Below are 21,652 nucleotides of genomic sequence, written 5' to 3'. Positions count from 1 at the left end.
GTATACTACTCAGTAAGATATATTATAGCTCGAATTAACTTAATAATATTGAGGTTATTTATGCCAACATTAGAAATTTGTTGTTATGACATCGAATCAGCCATTACTGCTCAGGATGGTGGAGCTGATCGGATTGAGCTCTGCTCTGGCCGTTATGATGGTGGCGTAACACCAAGTTATGGTGCACTTATAAAAGCGCATAAATTTATCTCTGTTCCTGTTCATCCAATCGTTCGCCCACGCGGTGGAGATTTCTATTACAGCCAGTCAGAAATTGCCACAATGAAATCAGATATTTCATTAATCAAAGAACTTGGTTTTAAAGGGATTGTGTTAGGTGCTTTAGAAACTGACGGTTCAATTGATATTCTTATCATGCGTAAACTGTTAGCACTAACCAGCGATCTTTCTGTAACCTTTCATCGCGCTTTTGATATGTGTCGTGATCCATTTACAGCACTTAAACAGCTAGCTGATTTAGGTATCGACCGGATATTAACTTCAGGTCAGCAGTCAACTGCCGAGCAAGGGTTACCATTAATTATTGAGTTAAATGAAAAGACAACGGGTCCAAGGATTATGGCGGGTTGTGGTATAAACTCCAACAATATTAAAACCTTTTTAGACGCTGGTATTAAAGATATTCACTCTTCAGCCGGGAAGTACCAGCCCTCTTATATGCAGTACCATAATCCCAATGTCAGCATGAGCCAAAATACACAACAGAATGAATACCTGAATTATCAGGTCGATCCTGACATTGTGGTTGCCATGAAAGAGCAAATTCGGTATACCAATAATACGCTATTTATTGGTTAAAATACGCGTCCATAACCGTACCATTAATCTGTCGATATTTGGTGGCTGCTCAAGCATAGGGAATAAATTTTTCATTACTGAATCTGGCGGATAAATGGACGGATTATTATAAACATCCTCATTCAGATACGGATAAGAACAACTATTCGCATTGGCATAATAGATATGATTACTAATATCAGCGATAACTTTAGGCTCAAGTAGGTAGTTTAGGAACTCATAAGCAGCATCCACGTTTCTGGCACTCTTTGGAACAGCCAAAACATCAAAGGAAATAATCGCGCCCTCTTTAGGAATGATATAACCAATATTCACCCCATTTTTTGCCTCTTGTGCAGCCATCGCAGCCTGCATCACATCGCCCGTCCAGGCAATTGCGACACAGATATCGCCACTGGATAAATCCGTAATATATTTTGAAGAGTGAAAATAAGTTACATAAGGTCTTAGCTTTTCTAAAAGCTTGGTTGCCACTAAATAATCTTTTTCATTCTGGCTATTGGGATCATAACCAAGATAATTTAATACCGTAGGAAATACTTCACTTGGTGCATCAAGAAAGGCCACACCACATCTTTGCAGTTTTTGCAGATTCTCTGGTTTAAAAATCAAGTCCCAACTATTTAAAGGTGCATCATCGCCAAGAATCTCTTTTACTTTATCAATGTTGTAACCAATTCCAGTCGATTGCCACATATAAGGAATAGAATAAGTATTATCCGGATCATGCTTCTTCATAAGTTCAAGTAAAGATACATCCAGATTGTGATAGTTAGGCAAACGACTTTTATCCAGTGCTAAATAAATATTGGAATTAATCTGTCTGGCCAGAAAACTATCTGTTGGCACAACGATATCAAACCCGGTATTACCGGCAATCAGTTTACCATCCAATACCTCATTAGAATCAAAAACATCATAAGTAACACGAGTTCCGGTTAATTGTCTGAATTTAGAGATAGTATCGGGAGCAATATAATCTGACCAATTATAGATATGAAGAGATTTTGTTTGCGCTGAAACAAGGAAAGAAGAGAAAATCAAAATTATAAAAACAAAATAGTTGGTACCACGAAAATTAAACACCCACAAAACCTCCTATTCAGTTGATGCAAAAATATGTGATTGACCCTATTTATTAAAACTTAGCTATTTATTATTCTCATCCTAAATTTTCAATTAATCAATCATATAAATATAATTATTTTTGTCATAATAAAATACAGGGCTTAATAAGATAGTCATCTTTCCTGATAAAGACTACTCTTTCCGCATAAAAGTGGGATCAAGGTATCATAAATAGTAGTTAGTAAGACCAATTAATAAACTAACTAACACCTGACAATAACCGGAAAAAGGGATACATTAGGTTATCGCTATCGCTCTGATTTGTTGAAACTAATATATAAATCATTAATAATAGTAAGGATATCTTTTCACCAATAAAAGGAATTTATGATGAACAGACTTTTATATTTAATCATATGGGTCATTTTTTGTTTTTATTCAGTTATCAAGGATGCAGCAGCAGGAAAAATTATCTGGGTTATCTTAGATATTATTTTCTCTATCCCGGTGGGCATTTATCGTAGCTTTATGTATATATTTTTTTGGTAAATTTATTACTAATAAGTTTACCTGTTAACAATAATGCTACGCCTGCAGAATTAATATTATCTGGCTTTAAGTCTCGGATATAGTCTTAACTTCCTTTGGTAAAAGCCACTCACAAATCATGTAGTGGCTTTTTATTTTGAGAAATATTAAATAGATAAATTACTTATTTTGGCTCATCAAGTATCATAATCAATACAAAACCAATAGCAGCACAGATACCAAAATAGGTAAATACAGCACTAAATGAGCCAGTTTGGTCTAATAAAAAACCAGCAACCATTGGTGAAACAAAACCACCTAAATTTCCACCACTATTAATGACTGATATGGCAATTGGATAGGTTTTTTGATCCGCAACACCCATTGCATAAGCAGTAAATGCCGGCCAGCCAATATTTAAAAACAATCCGACAAAGAATAATCCAGCTGCAACAGCGACTGTGCTTCCCGGAATATTAAGCATTACCAGCATCATCAAAACAGTGGCAGAAGCGGTAAATAACATCGTCGGTTTACGTCTTCTTCCCAGGATTTTATCTGAAATAAAACCACCACCAATTGCCCCAATGAAGCCACCAATACAAGGCATGGCCGCAACAAACCCCATGCTCATAAAAGAGAAGCCTTTCTCTTTCACCAGATACATAGGAATCCACGTTAAAATACCGTACAACACACTCACCATCATGAAATACGCTAAACAATCTCCTAACACGTTTTTAGAGGTAAAAATTTGTTTAGCTGAACTGAGTGGCTCAAGTTTTTTCACGCGGATTAATTTATCCAGAAGACGGAATTTTTCGTTTTCTGAAATATTACCAACAGGTTTGATGGCTGTTGATGTGTCAACCTGCTCGCTTGCTCTGATATATTTTAATTCACTTTCTGAAACAAATTGGCTTTCTTCCGGCTTAGATTTGACTAAAAAATACCACACTAGCGCAAGAACTATTCCCGGAATAGCAAATGAAAAGAATACCCAGCGCCAGCCATAAGTGAGAGAGATCCAGACCGCTAAAGGTGGGACTAAAATCGGTGCAAACATGGTTGAAGCGATATAGACACCAGTTGCTGTCGCCTTCTCTTTTGGCGGAAACCAGTTATTAATCGTGGATGCTAAACCAACAGGACATGGGCCTTCACTTAATCCAAGACCAAGTCGAATCCATTTAATCGCCAGTGCTGAGGTGGCAGTACCAATTAACCACGTAAAAGCAGAAAATCCTAGAATAGACAAAGAGACCAAACCCCTTGTGCCCTTTTTAGAAATCCAAAACCCCGCCGGAATCTGACTTACGGCATAGCCTAAGAAGAACATACTGGCGATAGAGCCTGCTTCAAAATTACTTAACTGAAACTCCTCAATAATAAAAGGTAAAACAGCGCCAATATTTGTTCTGTCTGCATAGTTCACGGCGTAAACTAAAAATATCAATACCAGCACCACCCAACGGTAATTAGTTTGTGGTTTGGCCAAATTCATTGTGATACTCGTCATATAACAACCCCTTTCAAGTAAATGAACAATAACTTATTTGTGAGATGAAACAAAGCAGGATGTTGATATCTGGCTAAAATCACTATCTTGCTATTTTTAAATAAGTTTTAAATTGCTACTACGGTTTATTCACCCTTATAGCGCTAGTGAATAGCCCAGTAAAATTTCATCTAATTTAGAAAGCTGGTTGATAAAAGAAAATACAAAATAACTCATCTGATGCTGAGAAAAATCGAATTCGTGAGCCTATTCAAACTCTCTCTATTTCATCCAAATACTCCGTCGTAAACAGGACAATTTAATAATTAACCTATTGTTATAACTATCATTTTACTTATTAATGATAGTTTCATTAAATCAATCCATAATTATAATTTCTTCAAATAAATCAAAGAGTTAAAAGCCAAGAAAATGAATGTAACTTTGTGATTAATAACAACATTTTTAGACCAGATGTACAATTTATATTGAACCTGATCACGAATTCAATTTTTCTCAGCATCAGCTGAATCCTTCTATGTTTCGTTTTTTAGATGAGCTTTCTACAGTAATAGGCGTTCTTACCTGCCACTTATTTATTGCTTACTTATTGATTGATAGAAAGGAGATTGAATATGTTATTAAAAGATAAAGTCGCTATTGTTACAGGTGCAGCTTCACCACGCGGACTTGGTCGTTCTACCGCCAAACTGTTTGCTGAAAATGGTGCTAAAGTTGTCATCATTGATTTAAATGAAGAAGCCTCAGTGTTAGCTGCTAAAGAACTTGGCGCAGAGCATTTAGGTCTGGCAGCTAATGTTGCTGATGAGAAAGATGTAGAACGTGCCATTGAACAAGTGATTGCTAAATATGGCCGCGTTGATGTGCTGGTTAATAATGCCGGTATTTCTCAGCCACTCAAAATTATGGACATCAAACGTGCAAATTATGATGCCGTTCTTGACGTCAGCCTCCGTGGTACTTTACTCATGTCACAAGCCGTTATTCCATTTATGCGTAAACAAAAATCCGGCAGCATTGTGTGTATTTCTTCTGTTTCTGCGCAGCGTGGTGGTGGAATCTTTGGTGGACCACATTATAGTGCTGCAAAAGCAGGTGTGCTTGGTCTTGCGCGTGCAATGGCACGTGAACTAGGTCCTGATAGTATTCGTGTTAACTGTATTGCACCGGGTCTAATCCAAACCGATATCACAGCAGGAAAACTTTCTGATGAACAACGTTTGAATATCCTGACAGGGATTCCATTAAATCGTTTAGGTGATGCAATTGACGTTGCAAGAGCTGCCCTTTTCTTAGCCAGCGACCTGTCATCTTATTCAACCGGCATTACGCTAGATGTGAATGGCGGTATGTTAATTCACTAATTTTTATCATAAATCAGAACGTGGAGTATTGATTATGACACCAAATTTATCTCAGCTTGCTAAACATGCTTACCATATTCGCCGTTATGCGCTACGTATGGGTGAAGTTCAAGGTCAAGGCTATATTGGACAAGCACTTGGTATGGCTGACATTTTAGCTACCGCATTTTGTCACGCAATGAAATTCAAAGCAGACGAACCAAAATGGGAAGGACGCGATCGCTTCCTCCTCTCTCATGGTCATTATGCTATTGCCTATTACGCAGCTTTAATTGAAGCGGGAATTATTCCGGAAGACGAGCTGGAAACCTATGGTGCGGATGATAGCCGTCTGCCAATGTCTGGCATGGCAACCTATACACCAGCGATGGAAATTTCTGGTGGCTCACTGGGGCAAGGACTAAGCATTGCCGTTGGTATGGCACTTGGTTTGAAACAAAAAAACAATCCTGCTTTTATTTATAATTCGATGTCAGACGGTGAACTGGATGAAGGTTCTACCTGGGAAGCAGCCATGTCTGCCTCACATTACAAATTAACTAACTTAATTAATATGATTGATGTGAACTGTCAACAGGCTGATGGTAATTCTAAACAAATCTTAGGATTTGAACCGTTACACGATAAGTGGGAAGCCTTTGGCTGGTTCGTACAACGCGTTAATGGCAATGATTTACCGGCAGTGGTTAAAGCCTTTGATGCGGCTCGTAACTATACGGGTGATAAACCTCGTGTCATTATTTTTGATACCTTAATGGGTAAAGGTGTTCCCTTTCTTGAAACCCGAGATAAAAACCATTTTATTCGCGTAGATGCTGACGAATGGCAAAAAGCCATTGCCGTACTTGATCAGGCGCAAGGTAAAGGAGCATAACGATGTCTAATACAAATCAAACTAAACCACGTCTAACGACATCAGCGATGATTGCCTCAATTGCTGACGAAGGACAAGAAACACGCTCAGCGCCTTTTGGCCATGCTTTGGTAGAACTGGCTAAAAAGCGTCCTGAAATTGTGGGAATGACTGCTGACTTATCTAAGTACACAGATTTACATATTTTTTCTCAGGCTTATCCGGAACGTTTCTTTCAAATGGGTATGGCAGAGCAATTACTGATGGCAGCGGCTGGCGGTATGGCTAAAGAAGGCTTTATTCCTTTTGCTACCACTTATGCCGTATTTGCAACTCGTCGAGCTTATGATTTTATACACCAGGTTATTGCTGAAGAAAATCTTAACGTCAAAATTGCAGCTGCTTTACCGGGGCTCACAACCGGTTATGGCCCAAGTCATCAGGCAACAGAAGATATTGCTATGATGCGTGGTATCCCTAATATGACAATAATTGATCCTTGTGATGCTATTGATATTGAGCAAGCTGTTCCGGCTATGGCAGATCATAATGGCCCAGTTTATATGCGTCTTTTAAGAGGTAAAGTCCCTGTTGTTCTTGATCGTTATAACTATAAGTTTGAACTGGGCAAAGCTAAGTTACTTGAAGACGGACGTGACGTTTTAATTATTTCTTCTGGTATTCTGACCATGCGAGCGCTGGAAACAGTTGAACAACTTAAAAAAGACAATATCAGTGCAGCGGTACTACACGTTCCAACGATTAAACCACTTGATGAGAAGACCATTCTGGCTGAAGCATCAAAACCAGGTCGCTTGATTGTAGTTGCAGAAAATCATACTCGTCTTGGTGGACTTGGTGAAGCAGTAGCTACGTTACTCATGACTAAAGGTGTTCATGCCACATTTAGACAAGTTGCTCTGCCGGATGAGTTTTTACATGCCGGTGCTCTGCCTACACTTCATGATCGTTATGGTATTTCGACTCAAGCCATTGTGACGCGGATTAAAGATTGGTTATCTAAGTAAGTTTTCTAACGTTAAAATAACAAAGCCCCTGTTCATGGGGCTTTTTTGTTAAATCTGAATATCAGAAACGGCTAGTTCCGCCTGAATCCAGTTTAAAAAACGCTTCACTCGATCGTGTTTAGCATGATTATGTGGAAAGACCAGATGATGAGCATTCACCGGAATATTTAAACTGCTCTCAAAAACGGGTACCAGCTTATTCTGCTTTAAGTATTCCTGAGCCAAAATATTACTTTCCAGAGCAACACCAAGTCCTAAACAAGCGGCTTCCAGACTCATATAAGATCGATCAAAACTGAGTGCAAAGTTCTTATTGGACATAGAAATATCATTATAAGCAAACCATTGATTCCACTGCACAAGCGTTGTTTCAGAACGAATAAGCTCGCAATCTAACAAATCAGATGGCTGTTTAATCCTATGTTTAGTTAAAAATTCCGGTGAGGCAAGAACCATAACCGATTCATTTTTAATGGTTTTAACATCAAGCGTTGACCATGTGTTATAACCATGACGGATATCTACATCAATTTTATCTCTGGAAAAATGTAACGCTTCATAAGAGCACGATAGATTTAGTTGTAAATCAGGGTTAGCAGTTCTGAATTTGTCCAAGCGAGATAATAACCACAACAAACCAAAACTTGGCGAGGAATGAATACGTAAGCATTGCTGTTCTTCGTTACTCATCACTCTTTCTGTTGCGATGCCGATATTATTCAGTGCTCCGGCTGTCTCCCGCAGGTACTGTTCACCAACAACCGTTAAAGTAACTCCTTTACCTGTCCGATTAAATAATCGTTTACCTAAATATTTTTCAAGGCTGGCAATATGGTGGCTAACCGCTGACGATGTGATGTTTAATATCTCAGACGCATTCACAATACTGCCGCAATGAGCAACCTGTACAAATGCCTGAATACTTTTAATCGGTGGAATTTGAAAGACTTTTTTATTCAAATCTTGAGACATAACAACTCCAATTACTGATGAGTAATATTGTTGTTATTGTAAGTAAGGATTGATGATTTTACTATTTGATTTATTTTGATTTTCAATGTAGATCACAGTATGTTTTAGGACTGTGTCTTATTTTAATGATAAAAATGATCTCTACCGTTAAATGGACTCAATTCACGTAGAAAATCTATTTATATTACTTAACTCTAAGATTTAGAGTTGTCTATGATATGAACTGGTACATACACATCACCTAACTCATTAATATCGTAACCAATCTTCTTGCTTTTTAATGATTTTTTAGACTTCATTCTGGTAAATAACTTTATCAATAAATTACCCATAATTCACTCCCATTTCATGCCTATTATCTGGCAATCATAAGATAACTTATATTTGTGACAATATTATGACTTGCAGCCTAAAAATAAAAAGGTGAATATCTTACAAAATACTCATCCAATAATATTTTGATTTATTTTCATTATTTACTTTAATGAATTTAAAATTTACTTTTTACCCCTTCCAAATAAGTCTATGAAAGATAGCCCCACCATAATTAGTGGAGCTAGCTAAGAGTTATTTTGGAATTCGGGTATGAATGAGTTCAGCAAAAAAATATATGTCTAATGTTATGTCTACTCTATCTCTTGCGCTTTTTGTTCTACTCTAAGGATAGATTCTTTTGCTGGCTCATAGCCTTGTTCAGCTGCTAATTTATACCATTGTTTAGCTTCTTGATAATCAATATCTACTCCATCCCCATACTCAAACATATAGCCCATCATAAATTGAGAGTATGGATATCCTTGTTTGGCGGAGAGATGAAACCACATTAATGCATCAAGATAACGTACTGGTTCATCTTGCCCCAAAGTATGCATGATAGAACCTAAGCTATATTGAGCATCAAGCTCACCTTTTTCAGCTAAGGGAGTATACAATTTTATTGCTTTATCATAATCAAGAAGATTATATGAATCTAAAGAATACATTCTGGCTAAATTAAACTGGGCATTAGCATTTCCTAGTTCTGTTGCTCTTTTATACCAATATATAGCATTAGTATAATTATGTTGATAATCATATAAGTAACCAACATATAGCATTGCTCTGGCGTCACCTTGCTCTGCATGCTTTTCACATTGAGCTAAATTAAGTTTTGCATCATAAGGATTACAAACTGGTATATGCACCTCAAATCCTGTAAGGAAGAATGCACTAAGTAATAATAGTAATTTAGAGAGTTTCATCCATTATCTTCTTATATTAATTCTTATAATTATATTAGTAATTATTCTATCTTCATCGTACATAGAAATATGCATATTACGACTCTGATTCCTACTATCAATTACACCAAAATTTTAACTAAAAATAATTGTAGCCACCCCTATAACAAACGCTCGCAACATAATCTTAAATAAACTATATTTTTTCTTATGAAACAAGATGATGTTAGCTTGCTTATTATATTTAGCCTTGTAAAAATATTTATCTTTAACAGAAATATACTTTTTATAAACCAAGGTAAAGTATAAGATAACAACTAATCCACTCCCTACTCCAAAAAGTATTAATAAAATAAAAATAAAATTTTGCAGCAAGTCAAAATCATAAAAACCAGCTGCAGCCATTAACACCATACTAATAGCTAATATAATGCCCAATATTTTCATGTAACTTTTTATTTTATGTTGTTCGACATCATTACAAGCTGGCAAGATAGGTAATGGTTTATCCTCAGCACCAGAAATAAAAATATAAAATTCATTAGTTAAGGAAGGGATAGATATTAATGAGGTACTTAATTTTTTTGTCGCAATAATTTTTTTATACCCCAGCTCCTGAGCCTCTCTAATTTCATTCACCGTATCAACAACGATTTCTTTATTATTTTGCATATAGTTCAGAATAAAATGGATTATTTTTTAATCATAATTGAGTGTATTTAAAATGACTAGAGAAATTTTAGTGTTTCAAAATGATAACTACGGCTTCATTGGTGTCTATATCTTATCTACGCATCAATAATTCCTGTCCGTTTTTCGATTTTATCGACATGTTAAGCTATCACAATAAAGAAGTGAAAGTTAATTGATTGTCTTGTAAAACATAAAAATGGATAATGGATTTTAGTCATTTTGAATGGCGTCCCCTACAGGATTCGAACCTGTGACCTACGGCTTAGAAGGCCGTTGCTCTATCCAGCTGAGCTAAGGAGACGTTGAGAAGAATTGAATAACGTTGAGTATTATATAAAGTAAATGATCTCAGTCAATGGTTTATTTGTTTACAAGGCAATTAGTTGCTCATCAGTTTAATTTATAATCATTCTGGTAAGTATGAGTAATCAACAGCAACAATAATGAGTGGATAAAAAAAGGCGCTTCATCGCGCCTTTTTAATCATCAAAATAAGAATTAAACAATCCGCTCAAGCTGACTATATTTCAGTGAACTCACAATAAAATGTAGACGATTAAGGACGTTAACCTCACCAGCCCCATCATCAAAGTCCAGATAAAGTAGATTCAGCTTAGGATGCAGGTCACGCATACGTTTTTCTACACCTTTAGATACGACGTGATTAGCGATACAACCAAATGGCTGTAAACTGATAACGTTGTTGATGCCCTGCTCTGCAAACGTCATAATGCCAGCCGGGATCAGCCATCCTTCACCAAACTGATTACTCAGATTTAAGATCTCTTTGGCTTTTTCTGCCATATCACGAATATCATGGAATGGCTGGTAATATTTAAAGTTTGAGAGAATCTTATTCACTTTATTCACATGGCGCTGTGCGATCTTCTCAAGGAAGAAAATCAGGTAAGAAGCAAAACCTTTTCTGGCCAGATAGTTATCAATATCACTATCTAAGTTAACAAAGCTTTGTGAGAAGAACTCAAGCATTGGTGGAATGACCGGCTCAATACCCTGCTCAACCAGCCAGTCGACGCTATTTTGATTACCAAAGCTGTTGTACTTAACGTAAATCTCACCTACTACACCCACCTGTGGGCAATCAATATTGTGGATTGGTAAGTGGTTAAAATCCATCACGGCTTTCTCAAGCAGAGCATAAATCTCTTTATAGCTCTTTCTGGCTGCAATGTATTTTTCCATCGTATCCAGATACGCATCTCTGACTCGGTTTGCATCCCCTTTATTCACTTCACGTGGAGCGATTGAGTAATACATTTTAGAAATAGCATCAGCAAACAACATACCAATAAAAGCCGCTGGTAATGTTTTCATCCAGTTTAATTTAAAGCCTGGCTGCTCATGTTCTGTGATGTTGCCACCACTTAATGAAATAATTGGAATATCGCCAAAGCCATTGCTAATCATCGCTTTTTTAATTAGTGACAGATAACTACTTGCCCGGCACTGACCTCCGGTTTGCGTAATACCTATCGCCACTTCATCACGATTATATTTGCCAGAATGCAGAGCTTTAATCACGTCACCAACAATGATAGTCGCCGGGTAACAAATCTCGTTATTACAGTATTTAAGCCCCCACTCTACCGAGCTTTTATCCGGTTTTGGTAAAGTCTCTAAACGATAACCTGATAACGCAAATAATGGCGGTAATAGCGGTGAGTAAAATTCAGAAATAAATGGCGCCAGAATGGTTCGACGCTGTTTATCTTCCTGCATGAAGACCGACAGTTTTTGACGTGGTGTAACACGATTGACCTGATACCGGTTAAGTTTTAGTGACTCTAAAATCGAGCGCAGGCGTAAACGCACAGAACCTGTTGCAGTGATCTCATCCACCCGGATAATCGTACAGGTTTTACCTTTCGCTTCTAAGATCGCTTTACATTCATCAGTCACAATCGCATCAGGACCACAACCAAATGAGTTTAGCTGTACAAACTGGATATTGTTTGGTTCGTTAGCTACAAAGTTCGCTGCAGCGTACAGACGGTTTGGATAGCTCCATTGCGAGCAAATCTGCAAATCTGGTGAAAGAGTATTATTTGCTGATAACACTGAATCTTCAGTAATGACATCACAACCCAGCGCATTTAAAATCTCTGGTGTTTTATGGTTGATTAAGCTATCGCTATGGTACGGGCGACCAGCCAGAATAAACACGTAGCGGTTATCTTCTTTCGCTTTAGCCAGAACCTCATTGGATTTAACATACAAGGCCTTTTTATAGTCAGCCTGTGCGTTCAATGCTTTGGTAAATGCCTGTTCAAACAGCTTTGTATCGATACCTAGTGTCTTACAGTACTCAAGGCAGCCTTTACGTAGCAGCTTAATATCAGTGAAGTTAATCACCGGATAATCAAACGGCATGCCATATTTAATTTCCGGATTAATCGCACTATTTACCACTTCCGAATAACTACTGACAATCGGACAGTTATAGTTATTAGTTGCATTAGAGAACTCTTGTGATTCTAAAACCACCATTGGCATAAAGATACGATCAGCTTGTTTCTGCTCCGCTAATTCAACAATATGACCATGAACTAATTTAGCCGGAAAGCAGATACTATCCGACATAATTGTTCCTGACCCTTTCTCATAAATTGGCATCGTTGAATAAGGTGACAGTGTCACACCAATATTACACTCAGTAAAGAGTGTATGCCAGAATGGGAAGTTCTCATACATACCAAGAACACGAGGAATACCAAGCGTTAAACGAGGTTTTATTGCAGGTTGTTCTTTAACGCGATCAAACAGTAATTCATTCTTGTAATCAAACATATTAAATGTCTGAGTACTCTTTTGTGGATTGTTACTTAACAGACGTTCACACTTATTACCGGAATAGTAACGCTGACCATTGGCAAATCGGTAAATAATAATGTCACAGTTGTTCTCACACCCTTTACAGCGGGAATCCTTCGCCCTGTTCTCTTCTGCTTTGACTAAATGATCAAGACCGATAAATCGACTTGGTGTTGCTTCATGCTGATAATTATTTTTTGCCACCAGCGCAGAGCCATAAGCCCCCATCAGCTCAGGGATATCTGAACTGGAAATCTCAGCACCAGTTAATTGTTCCAGTGCTCTAAAGACAGCCGGATTTTTGAATGTTCCGCCCTGTACCACAATATGTTGCCCAAGTTTGCTCATATCGTGCAGTTTTAAGACTTTATAAATTGCGTTCTTAATGACTGAGAATGCCAGACCAGCTGAAATATCTCCAACCGTCGCATTTTCACGTAATGCTTGTTTCACTTTTGAGTTCATGAAAACAGTACAACGAGTCCCTAAATCACAAGGATTAGATGAGTGACAAGCCGCTTTAGCAAAATCTATTGTGTTTGAATTAAGTGACTTAGCAAAGGTTTCAATAAATGAACCACAGCCGGAGGAACACGCTTCATTAAGCTCAATATTATTTACGACACCATTAGCAATAAAGATAGCTTTCATATCCTGCCCACCAATGTCCATAATAAAGCTGACATTTGGCTGAATATGTTTTGCTGCAGCGTAATGTGCCATTGTTTCAACCAGACCATCGTCCAGAGAAAACGCCGCTTTTAACAGCTCTTCGCCATAGCCCGTGACACCAGTACGAGCGATATTAATTTGTTTACCACTTTTTTGAATCTCTTCTTTCAGAACATTCAAACCAGTAATAAGTGCTTTAATCGAATGGCCATTGTTTGGTGCATAGTAAGTGAAAAGCAGTTCATCATCTTCACTCACCAAAGTAATCTTAGTTGTGGTTGAACCACTATCAATCCCTAAAAAGGCATTCGCTTTAGTGTAATCTGATAAAGCAACTCGCGGAATAACAATGTAACGACGCTTCTTTTGCCAGTCATCAAAATTTAATGATTCATTAAACAGTGGTTTTAAACGAAATGCTGATGGTTGTTGAACCTGTGTTGATTTAGTCAGTTTATCAATCAGAGCTTCAATACCAATTTCAGTACGTTCAATAGTATGAATCGCTGAGCCCCATGCCGAAAGCAGTGTTGGATGTTCTGTGCTAACTAAGTCATCAGGCTGTAGTTTTAATGTCTCAAGCGCTGCTTCACCAAGCGTTGGAATGAACGAGAATGGTCCACCAATCAGCATCACTTTAGGAATAATGTCATAACCACGAGCCAGCGTATTCACCAGCTGAATACAAACAGCATGTAAAACTGAATAAGCGATATTTTCTTTAGAAACGTTACGACTGATGAGGTTTTGGACGTCAGTTTTAGCAAATACACCACAGCGGGAAGCGATAGGATAAATATGGTCATGATTTTTGGCTAACGTATCAAAATCAGAAACGGGCACATTCAGTAAGGTGGCCATTTGATCGATAAAAGCCCCTGTTCCCCCGGCACAACTCCCATTCATACGAATATCTGGTGGGCGATCCGGGAAAAAGAAAATCATCTTACTGTCTTCACCACCAATATCAATTAAGGTGCGAACATCCGGATATTTACGCTGAACAACTTCTGAGGCGGCCACAACCTCCTGAATAAAAGTAATATCTGCTTTTTCAGATATTCCCATTCCGGCTGAACCCGTAACTTTGACAGAAAGCAATATATCGTGACCCAACTGTTGTTTGATCTCATTCAGAATTTGAATGACAGTCGGAACAATATGAGTATTATGTCGAATATAATTAGTGTAAACAAAATTGTCCTGCTCATCGAGTACTACACATTTAGCCGTCGTTGAGCCGACATCTAATCCCAATCTAAATATTTTTGGCATAAAAGAAAACTCATCTTTTTAAATCATATAAATTTTGATAATTAAATCGTTTCTTCACATTTTTCCTGTATGTGAGATTCAAGATCAATTATACCATTTTATTTATGGTTATTTCCAATCAGTGACTGATAGATAAGCAATATGCCTAAACAAAATGAAGATATTCTGATGCTTATTGCACATCTCGATCTTTGATATCGACCGTATTCTCACCTACATTTATTTAACTGGCAATATACTTATGTGCTATTTTGAACATATTCTGTATAAAACCTAACCAATAAAAATGCTTTTATTTATTTTTTCGATAAAACTGTGAACTATGTTGGATTATTTAAAAATGTTTGAAAGTTAACAGTACAAAAATATAAATTTTTATTACTATTTAATGATCTAGAACAAAATATTGTTCTTTGTTAAAAAATCGACTTAATCTCCTTACCAATAAGTCAGCTTACTAACCTAATTTACTTTAAAATAATAGCCATTTTATTGAGAGTAGCTATAATAGGCGCATTAATTATTAAGGTAACTTACAAATGTCTGAAATCACTGACTTTTCATCACTTGAACTGGATGAATCATTACTTAATGCTCTGGAAGATAAAGGGTTTAAAAAACCAACCGTTATCCAGGCACAAACTATTCCTGTTGCGCTTGATGCTAAAGATATTATGGGCTCCGCCCCAACAGGTACCGGCAAAACTCTGGCATTTTTAATTCCGGCGATTCAGCATTTACTTGATTTTCCGCGTCGTAAACCAGGTCCTCCGCGTATTTTGATTCTTGCCCCAACCCGTGAGCTGGCAATGCAAATTGCTGACGAAGCGAAAGAAATGGCCAAGTACACCAACTTAAGTATTGCAACTATTACTGGTGGCGTGGCTTATATGAATCACGCAGAAGTATTCAGTAAAAATCAGGATATCGTTATTGCTACAACTGGCCGACTCTTACAATACATAAAAGAAGAGAACTTTGACTGCCGTGCAGTAGAAATGTTGATTTTAGACGAAGCTGACCGTATGTTGGACATGGGATTTGCCAAAGACGTCGAAACCATTGCTGCAGAAACCCGTTGGCGTAAACAAACTCTGCTCTTTTCTGCCACCATGGAAGGCGAAGGCTTGTATGATTTTGCTAAACGTATTTTAAATGAGCCGGTTGAAATCAACTCAGATCCTTCTCGTCGCGAGCGTAAAAAGATCCAGCAATTCTATTACCGTGCTGATGACCTTGAACACAAAACTGCCCTGCTCGTCCATTTACTAAAACAACCTGATTGTAAAAAAGCCGTTGTCTTTGTACGCAAACGGGAGCGTCTACATGAGCTGGTGAGCTGGTTACATCAGGCTGGTATCTTAAGTAGTTATCTTGAAGGTGAAATGGTTCAGGCTAAGCGCAGTGAAGCAATTAAACGTCTGCAAAATGATAAAACCAAAGTGTTGGTTGCCACCGATGTTGCTGCGCGCGGTATTGATATCAATGATATTACTCACGTAATCAACTATGATTTACCAAGAACAGCTGATATTTACCTGCACCGTATTGGCAGAACAGCCAGAGCGGGCAAAAAAGGGATTGCAATATCTCTGGTTGAAGCCCATGATAATGACTTACTACAAAAGATCGAACGCTATATTCAAGAACCAATTAAGTTAAGAGTGATTGAAGAATTAAAGCCAAAATCTAAAGCGCCAAAAGCGGTCACTAAAAAGAAACCGTCTAAAAAAGCGAAAGAGAAAAAGGCCAATAAAAAAGAAGAACAGAAGAAAGTCAAAGTTCGTCATAGAGACAGTAAAAATGTAGGAAAACGCAGAAAGCCAGCTAGCACAACGGAAACCGTTAATAGTTAGGGCTTATGGAATTGATTGTTTTAATCAACTTTTTCTTTACTTAACTACCGATTATACTTTCACACGTCGAGAATATCGGTTTATAAATAATAGTAATTCTAATAATAGTAATTACTACATAGTCAAAGGAGATTGTTATGATTTTAGTTACTCGTCAGGCACCAGATTTTACTGCAGCAGCTGTTCTTGGAACAGGTGAAATTGTTGATAATTTCAACTTTGCACAATTCACAAAAGGTAAACCAGCAGTTGTTTTCTTCTGGCCAATGGATTTCACATTCGTTTGTCCTTCAGAAATTATTGCATTTGATCACCGTTTTGAAGAATTCAAAAAACGTGGTGTTGAAGTTATTGGTGTTTCTATTGACTCTGAGTTCGTTCATAACGCATGGCGTAATACTCCAGTTGATAAAGGTGGTATTGGACAAGTTCGTTTCCCACTAGTTGCTGATATCAAACACTCAATCGCTCAGGCATATGGTATTGAGCACCCGGTTGCTGGTGTTGCATTACGTGCATCTTTCCTTGTTGACAAAACAGGTGTTGTTCGTCATCAAGTAGTTAACGATCTACCAATTGGCCGTAACATTGATGAAATGATTCGTGTTGTTGATGCGCTACAATTCCATGAAGAGCACGGTGAAGTATGTCCAGCTCAATGGGAAAAAGGTAAAGAAGGTATGAAAGGTTCACCAGATGGTGTTGCTAAATTCCTTGCTAAAAACGGTAGCAGTCTATAATTCTTATAGAATTTAATTGTAGTACCAATATAGTAAAAATGTAGTTTTATATAGTTATAGTAGTTCTTAGTTATATAGTTTTACGTAGTTATATGTAGTACCTAACGATTAATTAATATTCATAGACCCTGTTTACGCAGGGTCTATTCTTATCTAACAAAAATCCATATTTACCTTTTCCCACGTTTATTCTGTAGTATACTGATTGCCTTACTAAATTTGTTATACCCCAATCCTGCCCATGAAATCAAAATATTTCACACTGCCAACAATTGGTGGTTTATTAATTATTGCGGCTTGTGCTGCAGTTATTTTGTACCTTTCACAAATTGTGTGGTTTCAACAGCATGGTTTAAGTGCTCTGACACTGGCGATTATTATTGGTCTGCTGGTTGGCAACACTATTCCCCAATATCTCCTAACACGAATTAGCTCAGGTATTGAGATCGCTAAAAAGCAAATCCTGCGCCTTGGTATTATTCTGTATGGTTTTAATCTAACTTTTGAGAACTTATTAGAACTCGGGATTAAAGGCATTATTATCGATGTGCTAATGATCGCAACCACCTTTATTTTGTGTTACTGGTTGGGAACTAAAATCTTTAAACTTGACTCCCCGACAACTATTCTAATTGGTGCTGGCTGTTCAATTTGTGGTGCTGCTGCCGTACTTGGTACAGCGCCAATAGCCAAAGGTAAGAACGACGATGTCACTATCGCCATCGCCGTAGTTGTTGTGTTTGGTACACTGGCTATGTTCCTCTATCCGTTTATTTATCAGTTTTGTCTGGCTGGTCAGCTTCCTTACCTATCTCCTCACGAATTTGGTATCTATACCGGAGCATCAATACATGAAGTCGCACAAGTTGTTGCTGCCGGTAAGGCTATGGGGAATGATGTTGCGGGTATGGCAATTATTGCTAAACTCACCCGGGTATTACTCTTAGCACCATTTTTAATTGTTCTGTCACTATTTTTGGTTTACCGGGATAAATCATCCACACAAAAACAAAAAATCGATCTAAAAAGTACGATTCCCTGGTTTGCTTTAGGTTTTGTGCTGGTTGCTATCATTAATTCACTGAATATTCTCCCTGCAAACATTATTCAATACACACTAAAATTTGATACGTTATTATTAACGATGGCTATGTTTGCTCTGGGTCTGACCACACACCGAAATGCACTGCAAAAGGCCGGTGTCAAACCCTTGATTCTGGGACTAGTATTATTTGGCTGGCTGATAATTGGTGGATATTTATTTACCTTAATCATATAAATAATATAACTAATTGATTTTATTAAATATTTTTATTTGTTGATAGCGTAGAGTTAGCGTATAATTCTACGCTATTTCTTTATACTTATTTTTTTATTTTGATAAATAAGTCACGCTATTAACTAACATATTGATATACATGATGAAAAACTTATCCCCAACGATTGGCTTTGTGAGCTTAGGCTGTCCTAAAAATCTGGTTGATTCAGAGCGAATTTTAACTGAGCTGCGCACACAAGGTTATCAGGTTGTACCAAGTTATGACAATGCTGATCTGGTGATTGTAAACACCTGCGGCTTTATTGATAGTGCAGTACAAGAATCACTGGAAGCTATTGGTGAAGCGCTAAATGAAAACGGTAAAGTGATTGTCACTGGCTGTCTTGGTGCCAAAGAAGATCAAATTCGGGCTTTACATCCAAAAGTGCTGGAAATTTCTGGCCCTCATAGTTACGAACAAGTTTTAACTCATGTGAATAAATATGTTCCTAAACCAGAATATAATCCATTTATTAGTCTGATTCCGGAACAAGGTGTTAAGCTCACACCTAAGCATTACGCTTACTTAAAAATCTCGGAAGGTTGTGATCATCGTTGTACGTTCTGTATCATTCCATCACTACGTGGAGATATGGAAAGCCGACCAATTGGTGGCATACTGGATGAAGCAAAACGTCTGGTTGATAGCGGCGTCAAAGAACTACTTGTTATCGCTCAGGATACCTCTGCTTATGGTAAAGATATTAAAAATCGTACCGGATTTTGGAACGGCATGCCGGTGAAAAGTGATTTAGTCACACTCTGTCAGCAGTTATCAAACTTAGGCGTCTGGGTACGTTTACATTATGTTTATCCGTATCCGGATGTGGATCATTTAATTCCTCTTATGGCCGAAGGGAAAGTGCTGCCCTATTTAGATGTGCCGCTACAACATGCCAGCCCTAAAATCTTAAAATCGATGAAACGACCAGGCACAATTGAAAGAACGCTTGAACGTATTCAAAAATGGCGTGAAATTTGCCCGGAAATTACTCTGCGCTCAACATTTATCGTCGGCTATCCGGGAGAAACTGAAGAAGACTTCCAGCTATTGCTCGACTTCTTAGCTAAAGCCCGCCTTGATCGCGTAGGTTGTTTCACTTATAGTCCGGTTGAAGGTGCTGCTGCTAATCAGTTACCAGATCAAGTACCGGAAGATGTTAAGCAGGAACGTTTCCACCGCTTTATGCAACTGCAACAACAAATTTCGGCAGAAAAACTACAAGAGAAGATCGGTAAAATTCTGCCAGTGATTATTGATGAAGTAGATGAAGAAGGTGCAATCGGGCGCTGTATGGCTGATGCGCCTGATATTGATGGTGCAGTTTACCTCAATGGTGAAAATAAAGTGAAAGTGGGTGACATCGTACAAGTTAAAATTGAAAACGCAGATGAATACGATCTGTGGGGCTCAAAAATCGCTTAAATTAATTACATTATAAATACTGAGAAACATCATGATAATAAAACCGGAACATCGCAAAGAGATTAAAGTGATCATCACTTTAGCGATTCCGGTGATTATTGCTCAGGCCTCACAAACAGCTATCACCTTTGTTAATACCATGCTTGCCGGACATTACAGTGCTTTAGCACTGGCTGGCGTAGCAATTGGTGCTTCTATCTGGCTGCCAACTATTCTCTTTGGACAAGGGTTATTTTCGGTTTTAACACCAATTATTGCCAATCTTAATGGGGCTTCTAAAAGACAGCATATTGCCGCCCATACCCGTCAGGGAATTGTTCTGGCTACTTTTCTTTCAGCCATTATTATGACAATTCTCTATAATGGTGATAAGTTGATTAATCTGCGTAGTGAAAACTCTCCTATCGACCCGGAGATGATCAAAGCAGCTACTGACTACCTGCGAACAATCATGTGGGGAGCTCCAGGTTTTTTATATTTTCTGGTTTATCGCAATCAGTGTGAAGGCCTTTCTAATACGAAACCAGCAATGATCGTCGCTTTTACTGCTCTGATGGTTAATATTCCTATCAACTATGTGCTTATTTACGGAAAGTTAGGATTACCTGAGCTTGGCGCCGCTGGCTGTGGTATTGCTGCTGCGACTGTCTTTTGGTTAATGTTCATCTTAATGAGATGCTACACTCTCTTTTCCGGGAGCCTGCGAGATATCCGTAATACGCCAAAAGGCAAGCTGCTTGATTTTGAAGTGATGAAACGTATCATCGTGTTAGGCATGCCCCTTGCGCTGGCTTATTTTTTTGAGATTAGCCTATTTGCCATTGTAGCAATTTTAATTGCTCCACTGGGTGAAGTTGCCGTAGCCGGACATCAGATCATCTTTACGATAAGTAGTATGACGTTTGTGATTCCACTAGCTTTATCTGTTGCAACCAGTATTAGGGTTGGTTTTCTACTGGGTGAACAGAAAATTTTGGCTGCTAAGCATACCTCTTACATTAGCTTATCTATCGCACTTTGCATGGCGCTGATAATGGCTTCGGGTTTAATTATTTTTAATCCTTACCTGATTGCGATGTTTACTGATGATATCGCAGTTATTCTGCTGGCAACTCAGTTAATCATTTTACTGGCACTTTATCAGTGTTCCGATTATCTGCAGGTCACTGCCAATAGTGTACTCAGAGGCTATAAAGACACGCGCAGTATCTTCATTGTGACTTTTATCGCTTACTGGATTATTGGTTTGCCGCTTGGCTATATATTGGCACTGACAGACATTCTTGTTTCACCAATGGGACCAGCTGGGTTCTGGACAGGGATTATCTGTGGCTTAACTGTTGCTGCCATATTTTTACTTAGTAGAATGGTCTTTATTCAACATCAGCCAGAAGCACAGATTCTACAACGAGCCTCCCGTTAATTATCTTACAAAATAAAAAACCACCTTTCGGTGGTTTTCAAACAAT

At 38.0% G+C, this 21,652-nt stretch carries 15 protein-coding genes and 1 tRNA gene; 9 read left to right on the top strand and 7 right to left on the bottom strand.

From position 1 onward, the window contains the following. Positions 1 to 60 precede the first annotated feature (60 nt). Positions 61 to 819, top strand: coding sequence for a copper homeostasis protein CutC (gene cutC / locus IPMB12_RS06525; protein WP_166916122.1), 759 nt, complete (start codon positions 61 to 63; stop codon positions 817 to 819). Here the strand turns inward: cutC and IPMB12_RS06520 are convergent. Both IPMB12_RS06520 and IPMB12_RS06515 read right to left on the bottom strand, forming a co-directional pair. Next, complete coding sequence (locus IPMB12_RS06520) at positions 805 to 1,905, bottom strand: extracellular solute-binding protein (RefSeq protein ID WP_228720355.1); 1,101 nt, start codon at positions 1,903 to 1,905, stop codon at positions 805 to 807. The genes cutC and IPMB12_RS06520 overlap by 15 nt on opposite strands. 694 nt (positions 1,906 to 2,599) lie before the next feature. Further along, on the bottom strand, positions 2,600 to 3,934 hold the full coding sequence (locus IPMB12_RS06515) for an MFS transporter (protein WP_166916118.1): 1,335 nt from the start codon (positions 3,932 to 3,934) through the stop codon (positions 2,600 to 2,602). 614 nt (positions 3,935 to 4,548) lie between these two features. Here IPMB12_RS06515 and IPMB12_RS06510 point away from each other — a divergent pair. The 3 genes from IPMB12_RS06510 to IPMB12_RS06500 are packed head-to-tail and all read left to right on the top strand — an operon-like array spanning position 4,549 to position 7,179. Next, positions 4,549 to 5,298, top strand: a complete 750-nt coding sequence (locus IPMB12_RS06510) for an SDR family NAD(P)-dependent oxidoreductase (protein WP_166916115.1) — start codon at positions 4,549 to 4,551, stop codon at positions 5,296 to 5,298. 34 nt (positions 5,299 to 5,332) lie between these two features. Next, positions 5,333 to 6,172: a transketolase gene (locus tag IPMB12_RS06505; protein ID WP_208293439.1), complete on the top strand. Its 840-nt coding sequence runs from the start codon at positions 5,333 to 5,335 to the stop codon at positions 6,170 to 6,172. Between the two features lie 2 nt (positions 6,173 to 6,174). Beyond that, the gene (locus IPMB12_RS06500; RefSeq protein WP_166916111.1) at positions 6,175 to 7,179 is read left to right on the top strand and encodes a transketolase family protein; all 1,005 of its coding nucleotides are present in this window, start codon (positions 6,175 to 6,177) and stop codon (positions 7,177 to 7,179) included. A gap of 48 nt (positions 7,180 to 7,227) precedes the next feature. Here the strand turns inward: IPMB12_RS06500 and IPMB12_RS06495 are convergent, their stop codons facing one another. The 5 genes from IPMB12_RS06495 to IPMB12_RS06475 form a co-directional block, all read right to left on the bottom strand. Beyond that, the gene (locus IPMB12_RS06495; protein ID WP_166916109.1) at positions 7,228 to 8,151 is read right to left on the bottom strand and encodes a LysR substrate-binding domain-containing protein; all 924 of its coding nucleotides are present in this window, start codon (positions 8,149 to 8,151) and stop codon (positions 7,228 to 7,230) included. Positions 8,152 to 8,777: 626 nt separating this feature from the next. Next, on the bottom strand, positions 8,778 to 9,392 hold the full coding sequence (locus IPMB12_RS06490) for a tetratricopeptide repeat protein (RefSeq protein ID WP_166916107.1): 615 nt from the start codon (positions 9,390 to 9,392) through the stop codon (positions 8,778 to 8,780). A 114-nt stretch (positions 9,393 to 9,506) separates the two neighbouring features. Next, positions 9,507 to 10,043, bottom strand: a complete 537-nt coding sequence (locus IPMB12_RS06485; RefSeq protein ID WP_166916105.1) for a hypothetical protein — start codon at positions 10,041 to 10,043, stop codon at positions 9,507 to 9,509. Positions 10,044 to 10,288: 245 nt separating this feature from the next. Next, positions 10,289 to 10,365, bottom strand: a tRNA-Arg gene (locus tag IPMB12_RS06480). A gap of 197 nt (positions 10,366 to 10,562) precedes the next feature. Further along, the gene (locus IPMB12_RS06475; RefSeq protein ID WP_166916103.1) at positions 10,563 to 14,843 is read right to left on the bottom strand and encodes an acyl-CoA dehydratase activase-related protein; all 4,281 of its coding nucleotides are present in this window, start codon (positions 14,841 to 14,843) and stop codon (positions 10,563 to 10,565) included. A gap of 539 nt (positions 14,844 to 15,382) precedes the next feature. Here IPMB12_RS06475 and srmB point away from each other — a divergent pair. The 5 genes from srmB to IPMB12_RS06450 all read left to right on the top strand — a co-directional run bounded on the left by srmB (position 15,383) and on the right by IPMB12_RS06450 (position 21,606). Further along, positions 15,383 to 16,699: an ATP-dependent RNA helicase SrmB gene (gene srmB, locus IPMB12_RS06470; RefSeq protein ID WP_166916101.1), complete on the top strand. Its 1,317-nt coding sequence runs from the start codon at positions 15,383 to 15,385 to the stop codon at positions 16,697 to 16,699. Between the two features lie 137 nt (positions 16,700 to 16,836). Beyond that, positions 16,837 to 17,439, top strand: a complete 603-nt coding sequence (locus IPMB12_RS06465; RefSeq protein ID WP_166916099.1) for a peroxiredoxin C — start codon at positions 16,837 to 16,839, stop codon at positions 17,437 to 17,439. 241 nt (positions 17,440 to 17,680) lie between these two features. Next, complete coding sequence (locus IPMB12_RS06460; RefSeq protein ID WP_166916097.1) at positions 17,681 to 18,718, top strand: YeiH family protein; 1,038 nt, start codon at positions 17,681 to 17,683, stop codon at positions 18,716 to 18,718. Positions 18,719 to 18,857: 139 nt separating this feature from the next. Then, entirely contained in the window at positions 18,858 to 20,183 is a 1,326-nt protein-coding gene (rimO, locus tag IPMB12_RS06455; protein WP_208293438.1) for a 30S ribosomal protein S12 methylthiotransferase RimO, read from the top strand. A 31-nt stretch (positions 20,184 to 20,214) separates the two neighbouring features. Continuing rightward, a complete protein-coding gene (locus IPMB12_RS06450) occupies positions 20,215 to 21,606 on the top strand; it encodes an MATE family efflux transporter (protein ID WP_166916095.1) in 1,392 nt (463 codons plus the stop codon). Positions 21,607 to 21,652: the final 46 nt, after the last annotated feature.

This window comes from Zophobihabitans entericus, assembly GCF_011745665.1.
GTDB lineage: Bacteria > Pseudomonadota > Gammaproteobacteria > Enterobacterales > Orbaceae > Zophobihabitans > Zophobihabitans entericus.
The sequence above is the reverse complement of the archived record's forward strand: the minus strand, read 5'-3'. Positions and strand labels throughout refer to the sequence as shown.